Raw genomic sequence first — 22,540 nt, 5'->3', positions numbered from 1 at the left:
CCAGGGCCGCTGGCCGGTCCACCGGACGGCACCGTCCGTCCCGGGCTCCCAGACTGGTCGGCATGCAGCCCGCGCAGCGCGCACTCACCTGTCTGGTCACCGGTGCCACCGGCTACGTCGGCGGCCGACTCGTGCCCGAGCTCCTGGCCGCCGGTCACCGCGTGAGGGTGCTCACCCGCGCGCCGCGGAAGCTGCGCGACCGGCCCTGGATCGGGCAGGTGGAGGTCGCCGAGGCCGATGCCGCCGACGCCGAGGCGGTGGCCCGCGCCTGCGCCGACGTCGACGTCGTCTACTACCTCGTCCACTCCCTCGGCAGCGGCCCGGAGTTCGAGGCCACGGAACGGCGGACGGCGGAGGTGGTGGCCCGCGCCGTGCGGGAGGCCGGCGTCGGCCGGCTGGTCTTCCTCGGCGGGCTGGAGCCGGAGGACGAGGAGCTCTCCCCGCACCTGCGCAGCCGGGCGGAGGTGGCGCGGGTGCTGCTGGGCTCCGGGGTGCCGACGGTGGTCCTGCGCGCGGCGGTCGTCCTCGGGTCGGGGTCGGTGTCGTTCGAGATGCTGCGCTACCTCACCGAGCGGCTGCCGGTGATGGTCACCCCCCGCTGGGTGCACAGCCGGATCCAGCCGATCGCCATCCGCGACGTCCTGCGCTACCTGGTCGGCTGCGCCACCCTGCCGCCCGACGTGCACCGCAGCTTCGACATCGGCGGCCCCGACGTCATGGACTACGCCACGATGATGCAGCGCTACGCCGAGGTGACCGGCCTGCCGCGGCGGCGGATCCTGCCGGTCCCGGTCTTCTCCCCGTCGCTGTCGAGCCACTGGGTCGGCGTCATCACGCCGGTCCCGGCGGGCATCGCGCGGCCGTTGGTGGAGTCCCTGCGCAACACCGTCGTCTGCAAGGAGCACGACATCGCGCAGTACGTGCCCGACCCGCCCGAGGGACTGCTCGGCTTCGACGAGGCGGTGCGGCTGGCCGTGCTGAAGGTCCGCAACAACGCCGTCGACACCCGGTGGAGCGGCGCGTCGGTGCCCGGGGCGCCGTCGGACCCGTTGCCCTCCGACCCCGACTGGGCCGGCGGCAGCCTCTACCTCGACGAGCGGACCAAGGAGACCGACGCCCCGCCCGAGGCGCTGTGGCGGGTCGTCGAGGGCATCGGCGGGGAGACCGGCTGGTACAGCTTCCCCCTGGCCTGGGAGGTGCGCGGCTGGCTGGACCGCGCCGTGGGGGGCGTCGGCCTGCGCCGCGGCCGGCGCGACCCCCGTGACCTCCACGTCGGGGACGCGCTGGACTGGTGGCGGGTCGAGGAGCTCGACGAGGGCCGGCTGCTGCGGCTGCGCGCCGAGATGCGGCTGCCCGGCCTGGCCTGGCTCGAGTTCCACGTGGAACGGACCGACTCCGGGCGCACCCGGCTGCGGCAGAAGGCGACCTTCCACCCGCTGGGCCTGCTCGGCCAGCTCTACTGGTGGAGCGTCTCGCCGTTCCACGGGATCGTCTTCGGCAGCATGATCCGCAACATCACCAAGACCGCCGAGGCGTCGGCCGCCCGTTCCCCGCAGGAGCACGACCGCGCCGCCTGACCCCACGGCCCTGGTCACCCCGGCCCACACCGCCGGCGGGCGCCGTCCCCCGCCTGCGCCCGGCCGTGCGGACGCGGCACGTCCTCCCACACCGCAGCGCGTCCTCCCTGACGGGAGGCGGTCGGGGAGGACGCGCCACGATCAGTGGAAGGACCCCCTACCCCCCACCACTCGCAGGCTCGCGGCGGGACCCGGCCGGGCCGCGACCCACAGCGGTGTGCGCGTTGGTTGCCGAGTGCTGGCCCGGGCTCGCACGCCGGCAGGAGCTGGTGCCGGTCGGCTGACCACGGTGGGGGCGTGAGCTGCAGCAAGGTGCGCCCACGGCGCATCCGGTCTCCAGGACGAGCCCTCGGCGCACGTCACCGCCGGCGCCGGAGGCCACGGCCGCCAACCGATCGGCACACCGCTGTCAGACCAGCAGCTGAGCGGTGGCCAGCTCCCGGTAGAGCGGGCTGGTCCCCACCAGCTCGGCGTGCGTGCCACGGGCGACCACGCGGCCGGCGTCGAGGACGACGATCTGGTCGCTGTCGAGCACGGTGGACAGCCGGTGGGCGACGACCAGCAGCGCCCGGTCGGCGGCCGCCGCGGCCAGCGTGTCGCGCAGCAGCCCCTCGTTGCGCGCGTCGAGGCTGGCCGTCGGCTCGTCGAGCAGCAGCAGCGCCGGGCGGGACAGCAGCGACCGGGCGATCGCCAGCCGCTGCCGCTCCCCACCGGACAGCAGCACCCCCTCGTCGCCGACCGGCACGTCCAGGCCGCGCGCCGAGCGCTGCACCACGCCGGTGAGGCCGACGTCGGCCAGCACCGCCCACAGCTCGTCGTCACCGGCGTCCGGGGCGGCCAGCAGCAGGTTCTCCCGGACCGTCCCGGCCAGCACCGGCGCCTCCTGCTCGACGTAGCCGATCCGGGCCCGCAGCGCCGCGCGCGGCAGCTCCCGGACGTCGGTGCCGGCCCACCGGATCACGCCGCCCGAGAGCGGGTAGAAGCCCTCGACCAGCGCCAGCACCGTGGACTTGCCGGCGCCCGAGGGGCCCACCAGTGCCACCCGGCTGCCCGGCGGCACGGCCAGGGAGACCCCGCGCAGCACCTGCGTGCCGTCGGGATAGGCGAACGAGACGTCGTCGAGCTCGAGCAGCGGGGCGGGTGAGCCGGGGGCGGGGACGCGGGGTGCCGTCGTCGCGCCGCCCACCTCGGGGGCGTCGTCGCGCTCGGGCTCGAGCGCCAGGACCTCCTGCACGCGGGCCAGGGCACCCAGCCCGGTCTGCAGCTGGGTCCACGCCCCGATCGCCTGGCCGAGGGGCATCACCAGCAGGAACAGGTAGAGGATGAACGCGACCAGGTCGGCGACGGCGATCGAGCCGGTGGCCACCCGGTAGCCGCCCAGCCCCAGGACGGCGAGGAACGCGCCCTGGACGGCGATCGACCCGGCCGGCTGCACCAGGGCCTCGACCCGGGCCACCGAGACGCCGGCCCGGTACGCCCGTGCCGCGCTCTCGCCGACGCCGGCCACCTCGCGGGCGGTGGCCCCGCTGGCCCGGATGGTGCGCACCGCCGACAGCGCCCGCTCCACCGACGCCGTCATGGCGCCGACCTCCTCCTGCGCCTCGCGGGACAGCGTGCGCACCCGCCGGCTGGTGCTGACCACCACGGTCAGCCCCACCGCGACGGAGGCGACGGTGACCAGGAGCAGCCAGACGTCGACCAGCGCCATGGCCACCAGCGCGCCGACGCCGACGACCGCCGAGCCCGCCACCTCGACCACGCCGGAGGTCACCGTCGCCCGCAGCATCGTGGTGTCGGCGCCGATGCGGGACATCAGGTCGCCGGTGCGGCGGCGGTCGTACTCGGCCACCGGGAGCCGCAGCAGCCGGTCGGCCAGCGTCCGGCGGGTGGTGAGGACGACGCCCTCGCCGGTGCGCTGCAGCAGGTAGGACTGCACCGCGTTGAGCACCGCCCCGGCGACCAGGACGAGCAGCAGCGCGGCGACGGCGGGCAGCAGCGGCCGGCCCGCGCCGACGGCGGAGATCACCCGGCCGGTGAGCGCCGGCTGCGCCAGGGCCGCGGCGGCGCCCACCAGCGACAGCCCGGCGGCCAGCAGCAGCGGACGGCGGTGCGGCCGGACCAGCGGCAGCAGGTCGCGCAGCCCGGCGGCCGGGGAGGGAGCCGGTCCGGGGGTCGGCTCGCCGGTCAGGGTCCCGTCGCCGGGCGGGGCGTCGTCGGCGGTGGTGGCCACGTCGAGCTCGGTCGCCGGGCCGGGGCTCAGGCGACGCCCGCGAGGGCGGAGACCATGGCACCGAGCAGCCGGGCGTGGTGCTCGAGCAGCTCCGGCCGGTGGCCGTCGGGCCGGATCGCGGCCAGGTGCCCGGCGGCGGCCCAGAACTCGTCGCCGTCGTCGGTGCCCAGCAGGAGCCCGCGGACGGCCGGGTCGGCCACCAGCCGGCGCACCGCCCCACCGTCCTCGGCGGCCAGCAGCACCCAGCGGGCGTCGAAGACCTCGTCACCGCTGGGCACCGGTACCAGCCCGCCGGTGCGGTGCCGCCAGAAGCGGGCCGGGGACAGCCGCAGGCCGGGCAGCGGCAGCAGCACCGGCGCGGCGGTGACGGCGTACTGCGGCACGGTGTAGCGCTTGTCGACGAAGACGACGTCGAAGGCCACCAGCTCCAGTGCCCCGGCCCGCCCGCGCATCACCCCGGCGGCCCGGTGGTCCCGGGTGGTGCGGACCGGCGCGGTGGCGACCAGCTCGGCGAGGACGGCGTCCTCCGGCGCGGTGCCGTCGGAGACGGTCCAGCCGTGCTGCAGCGCCCAGCCCTGCGCGCCCACCGGGTCGCCCTGGTAGCGGAAGACCTGCTCGACGACCGACGGCGGCCGCAGCCGCGGGCCCCAGGCGACCCCGCCCGGCTGCGGCTGCCCGACGTCCACCGGCCGCCCGGCGTGCGGCTGCCCGGGCTCCTCGGCGGGCGGGTGCTCGGCGGGCCGCTGCTCGGCGGGCCGGTGCTCGTCCCCGGCCGGCGGCAGGTCCCAGCCCGGCGGCTGCCAGGCGCTCGCGCCGGAGCCGGTGCCCGGCCCTCCCTTGGTCAGGTCGACACCGTCCCCGTCGCCCAGGTGGGCCGGCTCCTGCCAGCCGTCGGGCCGGCCCGCCTCGCCTGGGCGGCGGTCGTCGTCGCGGTCGTGGTCGCTCGGGCCGCTCATCGCTGCACCGTCCTCCCGGGTGCCCGGTCCCAGCCGGGCGTGCCCTCATCCGTACGTGTCGCGGGGTCCCCGCCCGCGGACCGACCGCGGGCCCTTCTTCCAGCTGGGGGCCGTCGGTCCGACAACGCGCAGCCGGGTCACGACGTCCCCGCCGACCTGCGCGCGCAGCCGGGCGAGGATCGTCGGGGCCAGCAGCCGCAGCTGCGTGGCCCAGGCGGTGGACTCGGCGACGACGAGCAGCTCCCCCTCGGTGAGCGTCTCGGGGCGGCAGTGCGCGGCGATGTCGGGCCCGACCAGCGTCGACCACCGGCCGAACACCGCGCCGACCCGCGTCTGCTCCGACCAGTCCTGCGTGCTGACCAGCGAGTCGACGAGCCGGGCCAGCGGCTGCGGGTCGTCGTCGCCGGGGTGGGGACCGGTCCACCGCCGCCGCGGGCCGGCCACCCGGCGGCGGGTGGGGGCCGGTCGCGAGGCCGAGGCCGCCCGGGCCGCCTCCAGTGCGGCGCGGGCGATGTCGCTGGGCCGGGCCGGGCGGTCGTCAGACACCGGGCACCTCCTCCCCCGTGGGCTCCACCAGCGTCGCCGTCCCGTCGGAGACCTCCACGCGCGCTCCTCTCAGCTCCTCGGGCACGTCGTCGAGGACGGCCGCGGTGACGAGCGTCTGCTCCGCCGCGCGGGCCACCTCGGCGAGCGCGGCCCGCCGGCCGGCGTCCAGGGTGGCGAAGACGTCGTCCAGGACCAGGATCGGCTCCTCGCCGTCGGCCCGCAGCAGGCCGAAGCAGCCCAGCTTGAGCGCCAGCGCCAGCGACCAGGACTCCCCGTGGCTGGCGAAGCCCTTGGCCGGCGCGGGTCCCAGGTGCAGCACCAGGTCGTCGCGGTGCGGGCCGACCAGCGTCACGCCGCGGTCGACCTCGTCGCGGCGGCGCTCGGCGATGCGCTCGCGCAGCGCCGCGGACAGCTCGGCGGCCGGCGGTGTCGGGACGGCGGGCTCCAGCGGCGACCCGTCGCCGGCCCGGGGCACGCTGCTGGCGTAGCCCAGGCCCGCGGGCACCGAGCCCGGTCCGGCGACGCCGGCGTAGGCGCGCGCCACGTGCGGCACGAGGTCGGCGACCAGCGCCAGCCGGGCGGCCAGCAGCTGCCCGCCGAGCTCCACCAGGTGGGTGTCCCAGACGTCGAGCGTGGCCAGCGCGTCGCCGCGGGCCATCCGGGCGGTCTTGAGCAGGGCGTTGCGCTGCCGGAGCACCCGGTCGTAGTCGCTGCGGACGCCGGCCAGCCGCGGGGTGCGGCTGACCAGCAGGTCGTCGAGGAAGCGCCGCCGCTCGGCGGGGTCGCCACGCACCAGCGCGAGGTCCTCGGGGGCGAACAGCACGGTCTTGACCAGCCCGAGCAGCTCCCGCGGGCGGGGCAGCGCGGCCCGGTTGACCCGCACCCGGTTGGCCCGCCCGGGGTTGACCTCCACCTCGACGAGCAGCTCGCGGTCCTCGCGCCGCAGCGCCGCCCGGACGACGGCCTGCGACGCCCCGTGCCGCACCAGCGGGGCGTCGGCCGACACCCGGTGGCTGCTCATGGTCGCGAGGTAGCCGACCGCCTCCACGAGGTTGGTCTTGCCCTCCCCGTTGCGGCCGACGATGACCGTGGGGCCCGGCTGCAGCGCCAGGTCGACCTTCGCCCAGCTGCGGAAGTCGACCAGCTGCAGGTGCCGGACGTACACCTCAGCGCCTGCCCGCTGGTGAGGTGCTGGAACGCCCCCCCTGCAAGCCCCCACGAGCCTCTGTCGGCCTTCCTGCAGGGGCCCGCCGCGAGCCTGCGAGCGGTGGGGGGCAGGGAGGTCCTTCCCGGGGGGCAGGGGGGTCCTCCGTCATGCCGGGCGCTCGACCTCCTGCGCCTGGACGGCGTGCACCGCGTGCCCGCCGAACTGGTTGCGCAGGGCGGCCACCGCCTTCATGGTCGGGGAGTCCTCCTGGCGGGAGGAGAACCGGGCGAACAGCGAGGCGGCGATGGCCGGCATGGGGACGGCGTTGTCGATGGCCTCCATGACCGTCCAGCGGCCCTCGCCGGAGTCCTCGGCGTAGCCGGAGATCTGCTCCAGGGCCGGGTCCTCCTGCAGCGCGCGGACCAGCAGGTCCAGCAGCCAGGAGCGGATGACGGTGCCCTGGGTCCAGGAGGCGACGACGCCGGGGACGTCCTCGATGAGGTCCTTGGCGGCCAGCAGCTCGTAGCCCTCGCCGTAGGCCTGCATCATCGCGTACTCGATGCCGTTGTGGACCATCTTCGCGTAGTGGCCGGCACCGACCGGGCCGGCGTGCACGAACCCGGCGCCGGGCACGGCCTGGCCCGACGCGTCGGTCGGCTCGGGCGGCTTGAGCGCGTCGAACACCGGCTGCACCTTGGCGACGTCCTCGGCGGAGCCCCCGACCATCAGCGCGTAGCCGTTCTCCAGGCCCCACACCCCACCGGAGACACCGGCGTCCACGTAGCCGATGCCCTTCTCGCCCAGGATCCCGGCGTGCACCGCGTCGTCGGTGAACTTGGAGTTGCCGCCGTCGACGACGACGTCGCCGGGCTCGAGCAGGTCCCCCAGCTCGCGGACGGTCTGCCGCGTGGGGTCACCGGCCGGGACCATCACCCACACCACGCGCGGGGCCGACAGCGCGCCGACCAGCCCCTCCAGGCTGTCGACGTCCCGCCTGCCGGGCGCGCGGTCGTACCCGACCACCTCGTGACCGGCGCGACGCAGCCGCTCGGCCATGTTGCCGCCCATCTTGCCCAGCCCGATCAGCCCCAGCTGCACGGCTTCAGTCCTCTCGTCGCACACCGTCGTCGTCATGCGGGCGCACGCGCCGGTGCGGGTGCCCGCGCACTGCCGTGCCCGGGCCGGCGGCCCGGGACACCTCGTCGCCACGGCCCTCCTGCGGGGTCCCGCCGCCGGGGCCTCCCACGGTGAGGGCAGGAGGGTCCTCCTCAGCCGGGCAGGCGCACCGGCATGATCAGGTAGCGGTAGCTGCCCGGGCGGTCGGCAGGGCGCTGGGCGCCGTCCCCGTCGTCGGCGGCCGGCTCCTCGACACCGGAGAGCACGGCGGGCTTGAGCGGGCTGGTGAAGTCCATCCGCGCCCGGCCGGTGTGCACCGCGGCCAGCCCGTCGAGCAGGAACGTCGGGTTGAAGCCGATGGTCAGCGGGTCGCCGTCGAACTCGACGTCGCAGCGCTCCTCGGCCTGGCCCTCGTCGTCGCTGCCGCCGGCGCGCAGGGTCACCTGGCCGGGGGTGAACTCGCAGCGCAGCGGGGTGCCCCGCTCGGCGACCAGCGCCACCCGCTTGGCGGCGTCGGTGAACGGCACGACCGGCAGCGTCGCGTTGGCGCTGGAGTCGCTCGGCATGATCGCCCGGTACTTCACGAACTCGGCGTCGAGCAGCCGGGTGGTGGTCTGCCGGTCCTTGCCGGACAGGCCGAGGATGCCCTCGCCCGAGCCGCCGGAGGACAGCGAGACGACGATCTCCGGGCCGCTGGTCAGCGTCCGGGCCGCCTCGGCCAGCGTCCGGGCGGGCACCAGCACGGCGGCCGAGACCCCCGGGGTCTCCGGGCGCCAGGCGAACTCGCGCACCGCCAGCCGGTAGCGGTCGGTGGCCGCGAGGGTCACCCGGTCGTCGTCGATCTCCAGCCGCACGCCGGTGAGCATCGGCAGGGTGTCGTCGCGCCCGGCGGCGACGGCGACCTGGGCGACCGCCTCGGCGAACACGTCGCTGTCGACCACACCCGCCGACGACGGCATGGACGGCAGGGACGGGTAGTCCTCGACCGGCAGCGTCGGCAGGCTGAACCGGGCGTTGCCGCAGGTGATCGACAGGCGCGGGCCCTCGGCACGGACCTCGACCGGGTGCGGCGGCAGCGCCCGGGTGATCTCGGCCAGCAGCCGGCCGGGGACGAGCACGCGGCCGCTCTCCCCGCCCTGCACGTCGACCTCCGCGCGCGCAGAGACCTCGTAGTCGAAGCCGGACACCGACAGCTGGCTGCCGTCGACCTCGAGCAGGATGCCGGCGAGCACCGGCACCGACGGGCGCGGCGGCAGGCTGCGCGCCGTCCACGCGACGGCATCGGCGAGCACCTCGCGTGTCACCCGGAACTCCATGACCGACCCACCCCAGCTCTGCACGGCCCACTGCTTCGTCGTCTGTGCACCGCTGCTGTCCGGCGTCCGTGCGCCGACCGGGCGCGGTGCGTCGTTCATCGTGCCCGTCCGGCCTGGTCCGGGGGAACCCGGGACCCGATCAGGGGCCGCTCAGCGGGTTCCCGACCAGGTCGGAGCGACTGCCCGGAGCCCCTCCGGCCGGAGCTTCCCCACCCCTACTGGGGTTCAAGGAATCCTCGATACATCTCCCTCATCTTCGTCATCACCGGTGTGGAAGCTGGGGATCGGACCCCTTCGCGCAGGTCAGCCCCGAGGTCGACGTGTTGGTCCACTGTGGGTGGCCGGTGTCCGGCTGTTGTCGACACGTGGACATCTCGACGGCCGTGCACACCTCCCGTCCGTCGTCCACCCGCTGTCCCCCGTCCCTCCCGGGTCCGTCCCCAGTCCGTACCCAGGCCCTCGGCGGCGGCGAGGACCGACGGCGGGCTCCGGGGCGCTCCGGTCGTCCGTGGCGGGGCATCCGCGCAGGTCAGCGGCGTGCCGACCGTCCACTGCACAGGATGGGGACGGCTCTGGGGACGACGGGGCACCTGGACACCGGTCGCGGGACGGCCGGGTGCCGGTCGCCCCGGTTTCGAGACGATCTCCCCAGGGTGTGCACATCCCTGGGGACAACTCCTCGACGTGTCGACAGCTCAGCGGCGGCCGACCGGCGCACGAGCCCGTGACGACGGGCTCTCCGAGCAGGTCGCCGTCGTCCCCCGGCTGTGGACAGCCGCGGGACGGACCTGCACGGCGCCGTGGAGAACGGGGGGTCGCCGGAGGGTCCGCAGCCGCTCGGCTCAGCGGTGGGAACGGCACGTGGCCGCGGGGCGATCGACGAGTGGGGCCCGGAGGGTCCCCGAGGAGGGAAGGGTCGCAGCTGCTCAGCTCAGCGGGGAACGGCACGTGGCCGCGGTGTCGGCCGGAGGCCGACCGTGTCATCGCGTCACTGCCGGGCGCGGCTCTTGATCCGCGCCGTGAGCTCGGTGACCTGCGTGTACGTCGCGCGGCGCTCGCTCATCAGGTTGGTGATCTTCTTGACGGCGTGCATGACCGTGGTGTGGTCCTTGCCGCCGAAGGAGGCGCCGATCCGCGGCAGGGACAGCTCGGTGAGCTCCCGGCACAGGTACATGGCGATCTGGCGGGCGTTGACCAGCGTGCGGCTGCGGTTGGAGCCCTGCAGCTCCTCCATCGTCACGGAGAAGTACTCCGCGGTGGCCGCCATGATGATCGCGGCGGTGATCTGCGGACCCTGCTCGTCGCTGATCAGGTCCTTGAGGACCAGCTCGGCCAGCGGGAGGTCGACCTGCTGCTTGTTGAGGCTGGCGAACGCCGTGACGCGGATCAGCGCGCCCTCGAGCTCGCGGATGTTGGTCTGCACCTTGCTGGCGATGAACTCCAGCACCGGGTCGGGCGCCTGCAGGCGCTCGCCGTAGGCCTTCTTGCGCAGGATCGCGATGCGGGTCTCCAGGTCCGGCGCCTGGACGTCGGTGATCAGTCCCCACTCGAAGCGTGTGCGCAGCCGGTCCTCGAGCGTGGTCAGCTTCTTCGGCGCCCGGTCGGAGGTGATGACGATCTGCTTGCTGGCGTTGTGCAGCGTGTTGAAGGTGTGGAAGAACTCCTCCTGCGTCCGCTCGGCGCGCTCCAGGAACTGGATGTCGTCGATGAGCAGGAAGTCGATGTCCCGGTAGCGGCGGCGGAAGTCCTCGGCCCGCCCGGAGTGCACCAGGTTGATGAACTCGTTGGTGAACTCCTCGGTGCTCACGTACCGGACGCGCACGTTGGGGAACATCCGCGCCGCGTAGTGCCCGATCGCGTGCAGCAGGTGGGTCTTGCCGAGCCCCGAGTCGCCGTAGACGAACAGCGGGTTGTACGCGCGCGCCGGCGCCTCGGCGACGGCGACGGCCGCGGCGTGGGCGAACCGGTTGCTGTTGCCGATGACGAAGCTGTCGAAGACGTACTTGGGGTTCAGGCCCGGGTCCAGACCCGGCGGGCGGCGGTCACCGAACAGCGGCACCGCGCTCCCGCCCCCGCGCGTGCCCGCGCTGCGCCGCGGCGGACCGTCGACGTCCTCGGGCGCCCCGGGTGGGCCGTCGTCGTCGCCGAGGTCGAAGGGCAGCACCTCGGCGCCCTCCCCCGGCCGCGGACCGCGCCGCCGGCCGCCGGTGCGGCCCCGCCCGGCGGGGCTCCAGTCCGTGGCGCCCCACTCGTCGGCGCCGGGACGCTCGGCCGGCTCACCGGCCCCGGCCGAGGCGGCCGGGGCGTCGTACGCCGGCGGGTCGTACGCCGGCGGGTCGTAGGTGGGTGCGGGGTCGAAGCCGGCGCCGTCGAAGGAGCGGTCCAGCGGTCGCGCGTCGCTGCGCACGCCGAACGCGCTGCGCCCGTCGTCGGCCCGCTCCCGGTCCTCGTCGGTGGGCCGGTCCCCGGCCGGAGGCGTCCAGGGCCGGCGGGTCGGGGCCTCCTCGCGCGCCGGTGCGGCATCGGCCGGGCTGTCCTCGAGCTGCACGGCGACCCGGATGTCCCGGCCGAACTGCTCGGACAGCGCCTCGGCCAGCACCCGGCGCATGCGCGACTCGAGCACGGTCTGGGTGAACTCGTTGGGCGCGGCCAGCACCGCGGTGTCCTCGACCAGGCCCAGCGGCCGGGTGAGGTCGAGCATCGCGTTCTGCTGGCGGGTCAGGCTGGTGGCCAGCCGTTCGCGGACCGAGTCCCAGACCGTCGCCAGGTCGACCGTGGCATCGGCCATGTCCCTGTCCCTCCCACGCAGTTCGTCCCCGCCGTCGGCACACCCGGCGTCCCCGGGAGCCGGCCCGGCGTCCTCGCTCCGCGCGGCCCGGCTGTCCGGTTGTGGACATCCGGACACACGGGTTCCACACGAGTGTCCACAGGCTGTGCACGGCCGGCGACACGGCGCTCGGCGAGCCCGCTCCAGCGGGCTCTCTCCGTGCGTCGTCGCTGGTCGGGAGGGAGGTCGGGATGCGGCTCCGGGCGGACGGCGGTCGGGTCGACCGGGTGGTCGGCTCCCGGACCGGACGCGGTTGCCCGGACCGGAGCGACGGCGACGCTAACAGCCTCGTCCACAGCCCGGCAACGACGCCCGGGTGCTGGTGGGACGCCCGGTGCGCGTGTCGGTCGGCGTGTCGTCGGCGGCGCGTCGGCGTGCCGACACCGCGTGTCCTCCCGGCCGGTGCAGCCTGACCGGTCGGGCTCCCGCCGGGACCTCCTCCGGGTCCCCGGCGGGTCCCCTCCCGGTCGTCGTCCCGGGTGCCGGCCGACCTCGGCTATGCTGGTCGGAGTCTGTGGACCGGTCGCGGTGCCCGGACACGGTCCGGCGCGCAGTGGCGCCACACCGTGGCCGGAGGCGGCGGGGACGGTCCACAGCGACCAGCCTCCCGGGGTGCTGCGGAGCGGCCGTCGCCGCCCCGACCGGCACCCCGCCGCGTGCCTGCCCACCGGCGGGCCCGCACCACCCGATGTCCTGCCGTAGGAGCACCCCGTGAGCAAGCGCACCTTCCAGCCGAACAACCGCCGCCGGTCCAAGACCCACGGCTTCCGGCTCCGGATGCGCACCCGCGCCGGCCGCGCCATCCTCGCCGGCCGCCGCCGCAAGGGCCGCGAGAAGCTCTCCGCCTGAGGTGCTGCCCGCGCAGGCCCGCCTGCGCCGGCGTCCGGAGTTCACCGCGGTCGTCCGGTCGGGTCGGCGTGCCGGTCGGCCGACCATGGTGCTCCACTACCTCCCCGCCCGTCCCCCGGTCCCCCCGGCCGGGGCCGTCGGTGTGCCCGGGGGTCCGCGGGCGGGTTTCGTCGTGGGGAAGACGGTCGGCAACTCCGTCGTGCGCCACCGCGTGACCCGGCGGTTGCGCGCCGCCGTCCGCGAGGAGCTGCCGCGGCTGCCCGACGGTGCCGACCTCGTCGTCCGGGCCCGTCCGGAGGCGGGGACGGCGTCCTCCGCGCAGCTGCGCCGGGACCTCGCCGCGGGCCTGGACCGGCTGCTCGGCGAGCGGGGCCGGCCCGCGTGAGCGCCGACCGCGGCTCCGGGCCGGTCGCCCGCGCGCTGCTGGCCGCCGTCGGCTTCTACGCCCGTGCGATCAGCCCGGCGCTCCCCCCGCGGTGCCGGTTCGCGCCGACCTGCAGCGCCTACGCCGCCGAGGCGGTCGCCGTCCACGGCGCCGGCCGCGGGTCGTGGCTGGCCCTGCGGCGGCTGCTGAAGTGCGCGCCGTGGCACCCCGGCGGCTTCGACCCGGTGCCACCGCACGCCGGACAGCACGCCACCGGAACCGGTGGGGCCGGTCGTCCGTCGAGCACACCGGCACCCCTGGTGCCCGCCGCCGACGGTGCCCGTCGCCCCGCCCACGAGACCCCGCCGGCGTCCCGCCGGGCCCCGCAGGAGGAGTCCTCCCTTGCTTGACTGGCTCTACACCGCGATCGCCTTCGTCATGAAGACGTGGCACTCGGTGTTCTCGTCGTTCCTCGACCCGGCAGGCGGCATCACCTGGGCGCTGTCGATCGTCTCCCTCGTCGTCACCGTCCGGCTCATCCTCTTCCCGCTGTTCGTCAAGCAGGTGAAGAGCCAGCGGGCGATGCAGGAGATCCAGCCGGAGATCGCGAAGCTGCGCAAGCAGTACGGCGCGGACCGGCAGGGCTTCAGCCAGGCGATGATGGCGCTGCAGAAGGAGCGCGGGGTCAACCCGCTGGCCGGCTGCCTGCCGATCCTCCCGCAGATCCCGGTCTTCCTGTCGCTGTTCCACGTGCTGCGCCGGCTGCGGCCCAACGCGCCGGGGCTCTACAGCTGGGACGACACGCTGACCGACCAGGCCGCCCGCGCGGAGCTGTTCGGGGCGCCCATCTCCTCGTCGTTCAACATGACGGGGACGAAGGCGGAGGCGATCCTCGCCATCACCGGCGGCTACGGGCCGATCCGGACAGTGGCGCTGATCCTCATGGTCGTCATGTGCGTGACGACGTACGTCACGCAGAAGCAGATCATGCGGCGCAGCGGCCCGGTCGAGGGTCAGGCCGCCATGGTGCAGAAGCTCCTGCTCTACGGCATGCCGATCAGCCTCTTCGTCACCGGCTTCTTCTTCCCGATCGGCGTCCTCCTCTACTGGCTGGTCAACAACCTGTGGACCATGGGCCAGCAGTTCTTCATCCTGCGCAAGATGCCCCCGCCCGGGTCCCCCGCGGCCCAGGCCAGGGCCGCCGCCGACAAGCCGGCCGTCGACCCGAAGACGCTGGCGCCCAGGCCCGGCGCCAAGCCGGTCCGCGCCAAGGGCGGCCGCCCGGCGACGTCCGGCGTCGACCTGAGCAAGGACGGCGCCCGGGACGGTGACGGCCCCCCGGAGGCGACCGGCGTGGCCCTGACCAAGGACGGCGCGGGGGGCACCGGCGGCACCGGCACCGGCGCGGACGGCCCTGGCACGGACGGCACCGGCGCGCACGGCACCGGCGCGGACGGCAGCGGCGCGAACGGCACGGGCGCGCACGGCAGCACCGCGGCCGGCGCCGCCGGCGGGCCGAGCGGCCGCGCCGGTGGCGGCAAGGGCTCCCGGCCGGCCAACCGCGCTCCGCACGGCCGCCCCGCCGGCACCGGCGGCAAGCGCAAGCGCCGCTAGACCGCTCCGGTCCGCGCCGGGAGCCTCCTCGCGAGGACGCCCCGCGGACCCCGCCGGTACCGCGCCCGCACGGCGCGACCGGCTCCCGACCACCGGGTCCGCCCGGCTGCCCGCACCGACTGGAGGTACCTCCGTGAGCGCTCCGCACCAGCCCCCCGCCGACACCGCCCCGACCGCCGAGGTCACCGCCGGCGCCGTCCTGAGCCCCGCGGCCTCCACCGCGCCGGACGGGCCGACCGACCTGCCCGACCCCGACGACGCCAGCGCCGACGCGCTGGTGGAGCCGGCCGACGACGTGCCCGACGACGGCGCGGCCCGGAGCGGCACCGAGCTGCTCGTCCGCGAGGGCGACGTCGCCGGCGACTACCTCGAGCGGCTCCTCGACATCCTCGACGTGGACGGCGACATCGACCTCGACGTCGAGGGCGACCGGGCCTCGGTGGCCATCGTCGGCGGCGAGCTGCAGGACCTGGTCGGCGCCGACGGCGCCGTCCTGGAGGCCCTGCAGGAGCTCACCCGCCTGGCCGTGGCCCAGTCGACCGGCGTCCGCAGCCGGCTGATGCTCGACATCGGCGGCTACCGCGCCCGCCGCCGCTCCGACCTCACCTCGCTGGCCGCCGAGGCCGCCCGCCGGGTGGCGAGCAGCCGGCAGGCCGAGCGGCTCGCGCCGATGAACCCGTTCGAGCGCAAGGTCGTCCACGACGTCGTCGCCGGCGTCCCGGGCGTGCACAGCGAGTCGGAGGGCGAGGAGCCGAACCGTCGCGTCGTGGTCCTGCCGGACAGGTGAGCGAGCCCGGCACCGACGCCCCACCCGCCCCGTCCGCACCGGACGCCGCCCGGTCGGTCTTCGGTCCGGCGCTCCCCGACGCCGAGCGGTACGTCGCGCGGCTGGCCTCCGACGGTGTGACGCGTGGGCTCATCGGGCCGCGTGAGGTCCCACGGCTGTGGGAACGCCACGTGCTCAACAGCGCCGCGGTCGCCGAGGCGGTGCCGGAGGGCGCCCGGGTGGTCGACGTCGGCAGCGGTGCCGGCCTGCCGGGGGTGCCGCTGGCGCTGGCCCGCCCCGACGTGCGGCTCACGCTGGTCGAGCCGATGGCGCGGCGGGTGGAGTTCCTCGAGGAGGTCGTGGCCGAGCTCGGCACCCCGTGGCGGGTGGTCCGCGGCCGAGCCGAGGAGCCGGCGGTGGTCCGCGAGGTGGGCCCGGTCGACGTCGTCACCGCCCGTGCGGTGGCCGCGCTCCCCCGGCTGGTCGGCTGGTGCCGCGGCCTGCTGCGTCCCGGCGCCCAGCTGGTCGCCCTGGTCGGCGCCCGCGCCCTGGAGGAGCTGCCCGATCTGGTCCCCGAGCTGGAGCGGGCGGGGATGCGCGACGTCCACGCCCGGGCTGTCGGCACCGGGCTGGGAGAGGCTGCCACTACCGTGGTGGTCATGACCCGTGGGCCGCGGTGAGCCGTCGTCGGACGACCGGTACGCCGTTCCACGTGGAACCGCACAGACACCCGACCCCGTTCCACGTGAAACGGGTCGGCAGGGAGGACCCGCGATGACCGACCCGGGCCAGCGGCTGCGCAGCAGCCTCACGGCCGACTCGGCGGCCAGCTCCGGCGCGGACTTCGACAGCCCCATCGCCATGGAGGCACTGCGGGCCACCCGCGTGCTGCACGCCGCCGACCAGGAGCCGTTCCCGGCGCCCGGCCGCATCCGCGTGGTCACCGTGGCGAACCAGAAGGGCGGCGTCGGCAAGACCACCTCGACGGTCAACCTGGGCGTCGCCCTGGCGCTCTACGGCCTGCGTGCGCTGGTCATCGACCTGGACCCGCAGGGCAACACCAGCACCGCGCTCGGTGTCGAGCACACCGTCGGGACCCCGTCGATCTACGACGCCCTGGTCGGCGACAGCTCGCTGGCCGACGTCGTCCACCCGACCACCGCCAGCCCGAACCTGCGGTGCGTGCCGGCCACGATCGACCTGGCCGGCGCGGAGATCGAGCTGGTCTCCGTCGTCGCGCGCGAGTACCGGCTGCGCCGGGCGATCGAGGGCTACCTCCACTCCCTGCCGGAGGAGGAGCGGCCGCACTACGTGCTCATCGACTGCCCGCCGTCGCTGGGGCTGCTCACCCTCAACGCGCTCGTGGCCGGCGACGAGGTGCTCATCCCCATCCAGTGCGAGTACTACGCGCTGGAGGGGCTCGGCCAGCTGCTCAACAACATCGAGCTGGTGCGCGCGCACCTCAACCCGGGCATCGCCGTCCGCACCATCCTGCTCACGATGTACGACGGCCGGACCCGGCTCGCCGACCAGGTCGCCGAGGAGGTCCGCAGCCACTTCAAGGACCTGGTGCTGCAGACCGTCATCCCCCGCAACGTCCGGGTGTCGGAGGCGCCGGGCTACGGCCAGTCGGTGCTGACCTACGACCCGGGCTCGCGCGGCTCCACCAGCTACGTCGAGGCCGCCCGCGAGCTCGCCGAACGGGGCGTGCACCTGGTGCCCGAGGCCGACCCGCGTCCGATGGGCCCGCCGCCTCCCCCACCCGCGCCGGCCACCGCGCCGATGCGGGCGATCCGTCCCCAGGCCGGCCCGGCCACCGGCTCGCACGCCGACAGCTCGCTGGCCGGACGGGCCTTCGCCGGCACCGACGCGGCCGTCCTGCCCGTTCCCACCTCCGTCGACGAGGAGACCCGATGAGCAAGCGTGGCGGCCTCGGCCGGGGGCTGGCGGCGCTCATCCCCACCAGCGCCCCGCCCGCCGAGGCCCCCGCGGTGCACCAGGCGCCCCAGGGGTCACCGCCGTCCCCGGTGTCACCGGCCCCCGACGTGCCGGCCGACGGGCGCGCGGCTCCCGAGGCCCCGGCGGCGCCGGTCACGGTGCTGCCGCCGGCCGCGCAGGCCGCGGCCGAGGTGGCGCGGCAGCGGGAGGAGGCCGTCGGCGTCCCCGGCGCGCAGCTGCGCGAGCTGTCCGTCGACGAGATCGTCCCCAACCCGCGCCAGCCGCGGCAGGTCTTCGACGACGAGGCGCTCGAGGAGCTCACCCACTCGGTGCGCGAGTTCGGGCTGCTCCAGCCGATCGTCGTCCGCGAGAGCTCCGACGACGGCGGCCGCTACGAGCTCATCATGGGCGAGCGGCGCCTGCGGGCCGCCCGCGCGGCCGGTCTGGACGCCGTCCCGGCCATCGTCCGGGACACCACCGACGACGCCCTGCTGCGCGACGCGCTGCTGGAGAACATCCACCGGGTCCAGCTCAACCCGCTGGAGGAGGCCGCGGCCTACCAGCAGCTGCTGGAGGAGTTCGGCGCCACCCACGAGGAGCTGGCCCAGCGCATCGGGCGCAGCCGCTCGCAGGTCACCAACACGATCCGCCTGCTCAAGCTGCCGGTGAAGGTGCAGACGCGGGTGGCCGCGGGGGTCATCACCGCCGGCCACGCGCGGGCGCTGCTCGGTCTCGACGACTCCGACGCGCAGGACGCGCTCGCCACCCGGATCGTGGCCGAGGGGTTGTCGGTGCGGGCCACGGAGGAGGCGGTGGCGCTCGCCGCGGCCGAGCAGCCGGCCTCCCGCCGCCGGGCCCGCCGGATCAGCGCGCCGGGTGTGGAGGACCTCGCCGGCCGGCTGTCCGACGTCTTCGAGACGAAGGTGAAGGTCCAGATCGGCCGGGCCAAGGGCCGCATCGTCGTGGAGTTCGGCTCGGTCGACGACCTGCAGCGCATCATCGGGCTCATGGCCCCGGAGGTCTCGGGGCGCCGCGAGGAGGACTGACGGGGTCGAGAGCCCCGGTTCCGTCACGGACGGAAACCGGGCTCTCGTGCGTCGGGCTCAGGCGGTGGGGCGCGCCCGGCGGGTGAGCAGCCGGGCGAGGACGTCGCCGAGGTCGTGTCCGGCGGCCTCGACCGCCATGGGGAACATCGACGTCTCGGTGAGCCCCGGGGAGACGTTGACCTCGAGGAAGTGCACCTCGCCGTCGGGCGAGACGATCGCGTCGGTGCGCGAGAGGTCAGCCAGGCCCAGCGCCCGGTGCACGCGCACCGCGAGGTCGGCCGCGCGGGCGGCGACCTCGTCGGGGACCCGCGCGGGGACGGAGTACTCGGTCAGGCCGGGGGTGTAGCGGGCGGTGTAGTCGAAGACGCCGGACTCCGGGGCGATCTCCACCGCCGGCAGCGCCTCGGGGCCCTCCCCCAGGTCGACCACCGAGACGGCGAGCTCCACGCCGTCGACGAACCGCTCGACCAGCACCGTCTCGCCGTAGGCGAAGCAGCTGACCATGGCGGCCGGGAGGTCCTCGACCCGGCCGACCTTCTGCGCGCCCAGCGCGGAGCCGCCCGAGGCCGGCTTGACCATGAGCGGCAGCCCGAGGCGGGCGACGATGAGGTCGAGGACGGCGCCGGCGCCCAGCTCGCGGAAGGTGCTGTGCGGCAGGGCCACCCAGTCCGGCGTCGTCAGGCCGGCGCTGCGGACGACGGACTTCGCGGCCGGCTTGTCCCACGCCAGGCGGCAGGACGCGGCCGGTGAGCCGACGTAGGGGACGCCGGCGAGGTCGAGGACCGCGCGCAGGGCGCCGTCCTCCCCGGTGGCGCCGTGCAGCGCGATGAACACCGCGTCGGCGGGGGACGCGGACAGGCCGGGCAGCAGCTCGGCGTCGGCGTCGCGCAGCTCGGCGTCCACGCCGACGCGGGCGAGCTCCTCGACCACCTGGGTGCCCGAGGACAGGCTGACCTCCCGCTCGAAGGTCAGCCCGCCGGCGAGGACGACGGTGCGCAGCGGCGTCGACTCCGCGGCGGGGCCGGCGGCGGTGTCGGCGGCGGGGGGTGCGGCGGGCTCGGTCACGGCCTCAGTCCTCGGTCCGGTCGCTGTTGGCGGGTCCGACCATGGTCTCCGCGGGGGACTCGGCCGGGCGGACAGCACGGAACGTGCCGGTGTCCACGGCGTCGAAGGTGGAGTGCAGGTCCAGCTCGGCCTCGATGACGCGGGCCAGCCGGCGCACACCCTCGCGGATCTGGTCGGGCTCGGGGTAGCAGTAGGACAGCCGCATGTACTCCCGGCCCGACCCGTCGGCGTAGAAGCCGATGCCCGGCACGTAGGCGACGTGGGCGTTGACCGCGCGCGGCTGCATCAGCTTGGCGTCCAGGCCGTGCGGGAGCTTCAGCCACACGTAGAAGCCGCCGTCGGGGCGGGTCCAGGTGGTGCCCGCGGGCATGAGCGCCTCCAGGGACTCCAGGGTGGCGTCGCGCCGCTCGCGGTAGAGCTCGGTGAACAGCTTGATCTGCTCGCGCCACGGCTGGGTGTCGAGGTACCGGGCGACCGCGTACTGGGTCAGCGACGGCGGGCAGAGCACCTGCGCCTCGGTGGCCAGCACCAGCTTCTCGCGGACGGCGAGCGGGGCGAGCACCCAGCCCACGCGCAGGCCCGGGGAGAAGGTCTTGGAGAACGAGCCGAGGTAGATGACCCGCTGGGCGTCGCGGGCCCGCAGCGCGCGCATCGGCTCGCGGTCGAAGCCGAGCAGGCCGTAGGGGTTGTCCTCGATGACCAGCAGGTCGTACCGGTCGGCGATCTCGACGACGGCCCGGCGGCGCGGCTCGGACAGCGTCACGCCACCCGGGTTGTGGAAGTTGGGCACCGTGTAGAGGAACTTCACGCGGTCGCCGTTGGCGCGGCACTCCAGCAGCGCCTGCTCCAGCGCCTCCGGGATCAACCCGTCGTCGTCCATGGCGACGTGCCGGACGCGGGCCTGCGCGGCCTGGAAGACGCCGAGCGCGCCGACGTAGGAGGGACCCTCGGCGAGGATGACGTCGCCGGGGTCGCAGAAGACGCGGGTGACCAGGTCCAGGCCCTGCTGCGAGCCGACGGTCACCACGACCTCGCTGGGCGAGGCGTCGGTGATGCCCTCCAGCGCCATCACGTCGCAGATGCGCTCGCGCAGCCGGGGGTCGCCCTGGCCGGAGCCGTACTGCAGGGTCTGCGCGCCCATGCCGCTGACCAGCTCGCCGATCATCGAGCCGACGGCGTCGAGCGGGAGGGCGGTGACGGCGGGCATGCCACCGGCCAGGGAGACGACCTCCGGCCGGCTCACCACGGAGAACAGCGCGCGGATCTCCGAGGTCTTCATCCCGTGCGTGCGTGCTGCGTACCGGTCGGCGAGGGGGTCCAGCCGCGGGTGACGGGGCACGACGTGCGAGTGGGCGTGCGGGGTGCCGGACGACGGCGGACCCGGCGGGAGAGAGGCCACCCGTCGAGTGTAGGGAGACGCGGCAGCCGGGCCGCCGGACACCGCCGGGTGAGACGGACCGGTCACACCCGGCCGCCCCAGGCGCCCCAGGGGCACCGGCGCCCGGAGCCGGGCCGGTGGGACGGCCGGGTCAGCGCCGGTTGGGCAGGACGAACGTGCCGGTGGGCGGGTCGGCGTCGGCCGGCAGGAACAGCCGCTGGACGGCGGCCAGGACGGCGGAGGCGACGGTGCTGCGCAGCCGGGCGTCGAGCAGCAGCAACCGGTCGACCGGGTGGGAGAGGTACCCGCAGTCGAGGCGGACGGCGGGCATGCGGGTCATCCGCAGCAGGTCCCAGGTCTTGGGGTACCCGCCCAGGTCGAGCATGCCCGTGCGGGCCACGACCTCGCGGCGGGCCAGGTCGGCGAAGCGCTCGCCCACCGTCGACGACGTCCCCGAGCCGGTGCCGAAGTAGTAGCTGGCGACGCCGCGGGCGTGCTCGGAGGTGTGCTCGTCGAGGTGCAGGGAGATGAACAGGTCGGCGCGGGCGTCGTTGGCGAAGGCGGTCCGCTCGGCCGGCGTCGGGTCCTGGTCGCGGCCGCGGGTCAGGTAGACCGTGGCGCCGGCGGCGGCCAGCTGCCCCTCGATCCGGCGGGCGAGGTCGAGCACGAGGTCGGCCTCGGTGGTCTCGCCGGACGTCACGCCGGGGTCGGTACCGCCGTGGCCGGGGTCGACGACGATGCGGCGGCCGATGAGGTGCGGGCCGCTGTCGACGAACGAGGCGCTCTGCCGCAGCAGCTGCGGGCGCCCGCCGGTGACCTTGCGGCCGAGCTGGCGCAGCGCGCGCAGGGTGGCCGGTCCGCAGGTGCCGTCGGGCGTCAGCCCGTAGTCGCGCTGGAAGGCGCGCAGCCCGGCCTCGGTCTCCGGGCCGAAGATCCCGTTGGCGCGGCCGGCGTCGTAGCCGAGCTCGAGCAGCCGCTCCTGGAGGTTGGTGACGTCGTCGCCGCGCACCGGTCGCTCGAGGTCGTGGTGCAGCAGCCGGTCACCCAGGGACCACCGCGCCTCGGACAGCGCCCGGTAGGTCTCCTCGCCGACCCGGCCGTCGACCGAGAGCCCGCGCACCTGCTGGAAGTGGCGGACGGCGATCTCGGTCGCCGAGTCGTAGACCTCTGCGCCGTCGGCGGTGTCCGCCGCTGCGCCGTCGGTGGCGGCCAGCAGGCCCAGGCTGCGCAGGGCCGCCTGCACGTCGGCCACGGCCGGTCCCCGGCTCCCGGGACCCAGGACCTGCATGCGGTTCTCGGTAGACATCGTGGCTCCGATTGTCCCGTCCGCGGCGCCGTCCGGCCCGCTGGGGTGCCCCCGGACACGACAGGGCCCACCCGTCCTGGTGGACGGGTGGGCCCTGTCGAGCAGGCGGCCTCCCTGCAGGGAGGTCCGTGCTCAGATGTAGTCGGCGAGGTCGGAGAGGATCGCGCCCTTCGGCTTGGCGCCGATGATGCTCTTGACCGGCTTGCCGCCCTGGAACACGGTCATGGTCGGGATCGACATGACCTGGTAGTCGCGGGCGATCTGCGGGTTCTCGTCGATGTTGAGCTTGGCGATCGTCAGCTTGTCGCCGTGCTCGCGGGCGATCTCCTCGAGGACGGGGGCGACCATCTTGCACGGGCCGCACCACTCCGCCCAGAAGTCGACGAGGACGGGCTTGTCGCTGCCCAGCACCTCGTTGGCGAAGCTGGCGTCGGTGACCGTCACGGTGTTGCCTGCCATGGTCGTTCTCCTCTGTGTCTGGCTCGGGTGGCCCAGCCGG

At 75.5% G+C, this 22,540-nt stretch carries 20 protein-coding genes; 9 read left to right on the top strand and 11 right to left on the bottom strand.

All coding sequences use genetic code 11. The annotated features are described in order from the left end of the window. The first annotated feature begins 62 nt into the window (after positions 1 to 62). Entirely contained in the window at positions 63 to 1,577 is a 1,515-nt protein-coding gene (locus tag JOD57_RS12265; RefSeq protein WP_204692281.1) for an SDR family oxidoreductase, read from the top strand. 409 nt (positions 1,578 to 1,986) lie between these two features. On the opposite strand, the gene JOD57_RS12260 is transcribed toward JOD57_RS12265, so the two are convergent. The 7 genes from JOD57_RS12260 to dnaA form a co-directional block, all read right to left on the bottom strand. Next, positions 1,987 to 3,807, bottom strand: coding sequence for an ABC transporter ATP-binding protein (locus JOD57_RS12260; RefSeq protein WP_307824641.1), 1,821 nt, complete (start codon positions 3,805 to 3,807; stop codon positions 1,987 to 1,989). 26 nt (positions 3,808 to 3,833) lie between these two features. Then, complete coding sequence (locus JOD57_RS12255) at positions 3,834 to 4,763, bottom strand: hypothetical protein (protein ID WP_204692280.1); 930 nt, start codon at positions 4,761 to 4,763, stop codon at positions 3,834 to 3,836. Positions 4,764 to 4,808: 45 nt separating this feature from the next. After that, positions 4,809 to 5,309: a DciA family protein gene (locus JOD57_RS12250; RefSeq protein ID WP_204692279.1), complete on the bottom strand. Its 501-nt coding sequence runs from the start codon at positions 5,307 to 5,309 to the stop codon at positions 4,809 to 4,811. After that, positions 5,302 to 6,474 (bottom strand): DNA replication/repair protein RecF, encoded by a 1,173-nt coding sequence (gene recF / locus JOD57_RS12245; protein WP_204692278.1) that lies wholly within the window; start codon positions 6,472 to 6,474, stop codon positions 5,302 to 5,304. Before recF ends, JOD57_RS12250 begins: the two co-directional genes overlap by 8 nt. 147 nt (positions 6,475 to 6,621) lie before the next feature. Continuing rightward, on the bottom strand, positions 6,622 to 7,554 hold the full coding sequence (gene gnd / locus JOD57_RS12240; protein WP_372440243.1) for a phosphogluconate dehydrogenase (NAD(+)-dependent, decarboxylating): 933 nt from the start codon (positions 7,552 to 7,554) through the stop codon (positions 6,622 to 6,624). A 170-nt stretch (positions 7,555 to 7,724) separates the two neighbouring features. Beyond that, positions 7,725 to 8,987: a DNA polymerase III subunit beta gene (gene dnaN / locus JOD57_RS12235; RefSeq protein ID WP_239568416.1), complete on the bottom strand. Its 1,263-nt coding sequence runs from the start codon at positions 8,985 to 8,987 to the stop codon at positions 7,725 to 7,727. An 889-nt stretch (positions 8,988 to 9,876) separates the two neighbouring features. Continuing rightward, positions 9,877 to 11,676: a chromosomal replication initiator protein DnaA gene (dnaA, locus tag JOD57_RS12230; RefSeq protein ID WP_204692276.1), complete on the bottom strand. Its 1,800-nt coding sequence runs from the start codon at positions 11,674 to 11,676 to the stop codon at positions 9,877 to 9,879. 750 nt (positions 11,677 to 12,426) lie between these two features. On the opposite strand from dnaA, the gene rpmH reads away from it, so the two are divergent. The 8 genes from rpmH (at position 12,427) to JOD57_RS12190 (ending at position 18,292) form a co-directional block, all read left to right on the top strand. Then, positions 12,427 to 12,564, top strand: a complete 138-nt coding sequence (rpmH, locus tag JOD57_RS12225; RefSeq protein ID WP_040338882.1) for a 50S ribosomal protein L34 — start codon at positions 12,427 to 12,429, stop codon at positions 12,562 to 12,564. Position 12,565: 1 nt separating this feature from the next. Next, on the top strand, positions 12,566 to 12,949 hold the full coding sequence (gene rnpA / locus JOD57_RS12220) for a ribonuclease P protein component (protein WP_204692275.1): 384 nt from the start codon (positions 12,566 to 12,568) through the stop codon (positions 12,947 to 12,949). After that, positions 12,946 to 13,338, top strand: a complete 393-nt coding sequence (gene yidD, locus JOD57_RS27275; protein ID WP_372440242.1) for a membrane protein insertion efficiency factor YidD — start codon at positions 12,946 to 12,948, stop codon at positions 13,336 to 13,338. Before rnpA ends, yidD begins: the two co-directional genes overlap by 4 nt. Next, positions 13,331 to 14,542 (top strand): membrane protein insertase YidC, encoded by a 1,212-nt coding sequence (yidC, locus tag JOD57_RS12210; RefSeq protein WP_204692274.1) that lies wholly within the window; start codon positions 13,331 to 13,333, stop codon positions 14,540 to 14,542. The genes yidD and yidC overlap by 8 nt, the downstream gene beginning before the upstream one ends. Before the next feature lie 133 nt (positions 14,543 to 14,675). Continuing rightward, entirely contained in the window at positions 14,676 to 15,329 is a 654-nt protein-coding gene (locus JOD57_RS12205) for a Jag family protein (RefSeq protein ID WP_307824640.1), read from the top strand. Then, positions 15,326 to 15,988, top strand: coding sequence for a 16S rRNA (guanine(527)-N(7))-methyltransferase RsmG (gene rsmG / locus JOD57_RS12200; RefSeq protein WP_204692273.1), 663 nt, complete (start codon positions 15,326 to 15,328; stop codon positions 15,986 to 15,988). Before JOD57_RS12205 ends, rsmG begins: the two co-directional genes overlap by 4 nt. A gap of 94 nt (positions 15,989 to 16,082) precedes the next feature. Beyond that, entirely contained in the window at positions 16,083 to 17,225 is a 1,143-nt protein-coding gene (locus tag JOD57_RS12195; protein WP_204692272.1) for a ParA family protein, read from the top strand. Next, positions 17,222 to 18,292, top strand: coding sequence for a ParB/RepB/Spo0J family partition protein (locus JOD57_RS12190; RefSeq protein WP_204692271.1), 1,071 nt, complete (start codon positions 17,222 to 17,224; stop codon positions 18,290 to 18,292). The genes JOD57_RS12195 and JOD57_RS12190 overlap by 4 nt, the downstream gene beginning before the upstream one ends. Positions 18,293 to 18,349: 57 nt before the next feature. On the opposite strand, the gene JOD57_RS12185 is transcribed toward JOD57_RS12190, so the two are convergent. The 4 genes from JOD57_RS12185 to trxA form a co-directional block, all read right to left on the bottom strand. Further along, on the bottom strand, positions 18,350 to 19,357 hold the full coding sequence (locus JOD57_RS12185) for a D-alanine--D-alanine ligase family protein (RefSeq protein ID WP_204692270.1): 1,008 nt from the start codon (positions 19,355 to 19,357) through the stop codon (positions 18,350 to 18,352). 4 nt (positions 19,358 to 19,361) lie between these two features. Then, positions 19,362 to 20,756 (bottom strand): aminotransferase-like domain-containing protein, encoded by a 1,395-nt coding sequence (locus JOD57_RS12180; RefSeq protein WP_307824639.1) that lies wholly within the window; start codon positions 20,754 to 20,756, stop codon positions 19,362 to 19,364. A gap of 130 nt (positions 20,757 to 20,886) precedes the next feature. Further along, positions 20,887 to 21,987, bottom strand: coding sequence for an N-acetylmuramoyl-L-alanine amidase (locus tag JOD57_RS12175; RefSeq protein WP_307824638.1), 1,101 nt, complete (start codon positions 21,985 to 21,987; stop codon positions 20,887 to 20,889). Between the two features lie 186 nt (positions 21,988 to 22,173). Next, positions 22,174 to 22,500 (bottom strand): thioredoxin, encoded by a 327-nt coding sequence (trxA, locus tag JOD57_RS12170; protein WP_091368131.1) that lies wholly within the window; start codon positions 22,498 to 22,500, stop codon positions 22,174 to 22,176. Positions 22,501 to 22,540: the final 40 nt, after the last annotated feature.

It is taken from the genome of Geodermatophilus bullaregiensis (genome assembly GCF_016907675.1).
Lineage (GTDB): Bacteria > Actinomycetota > Actinomycetes > Mycobacteriales > Geodermatophilaceae > Geodermatophilus > Geodermatophilus bullaregiensis.
The sequence above is the reverse complement of the archived record's forward strand: the minus strand, read 5'-3'. Positions and strand labels throughout refer to the sequence as shown.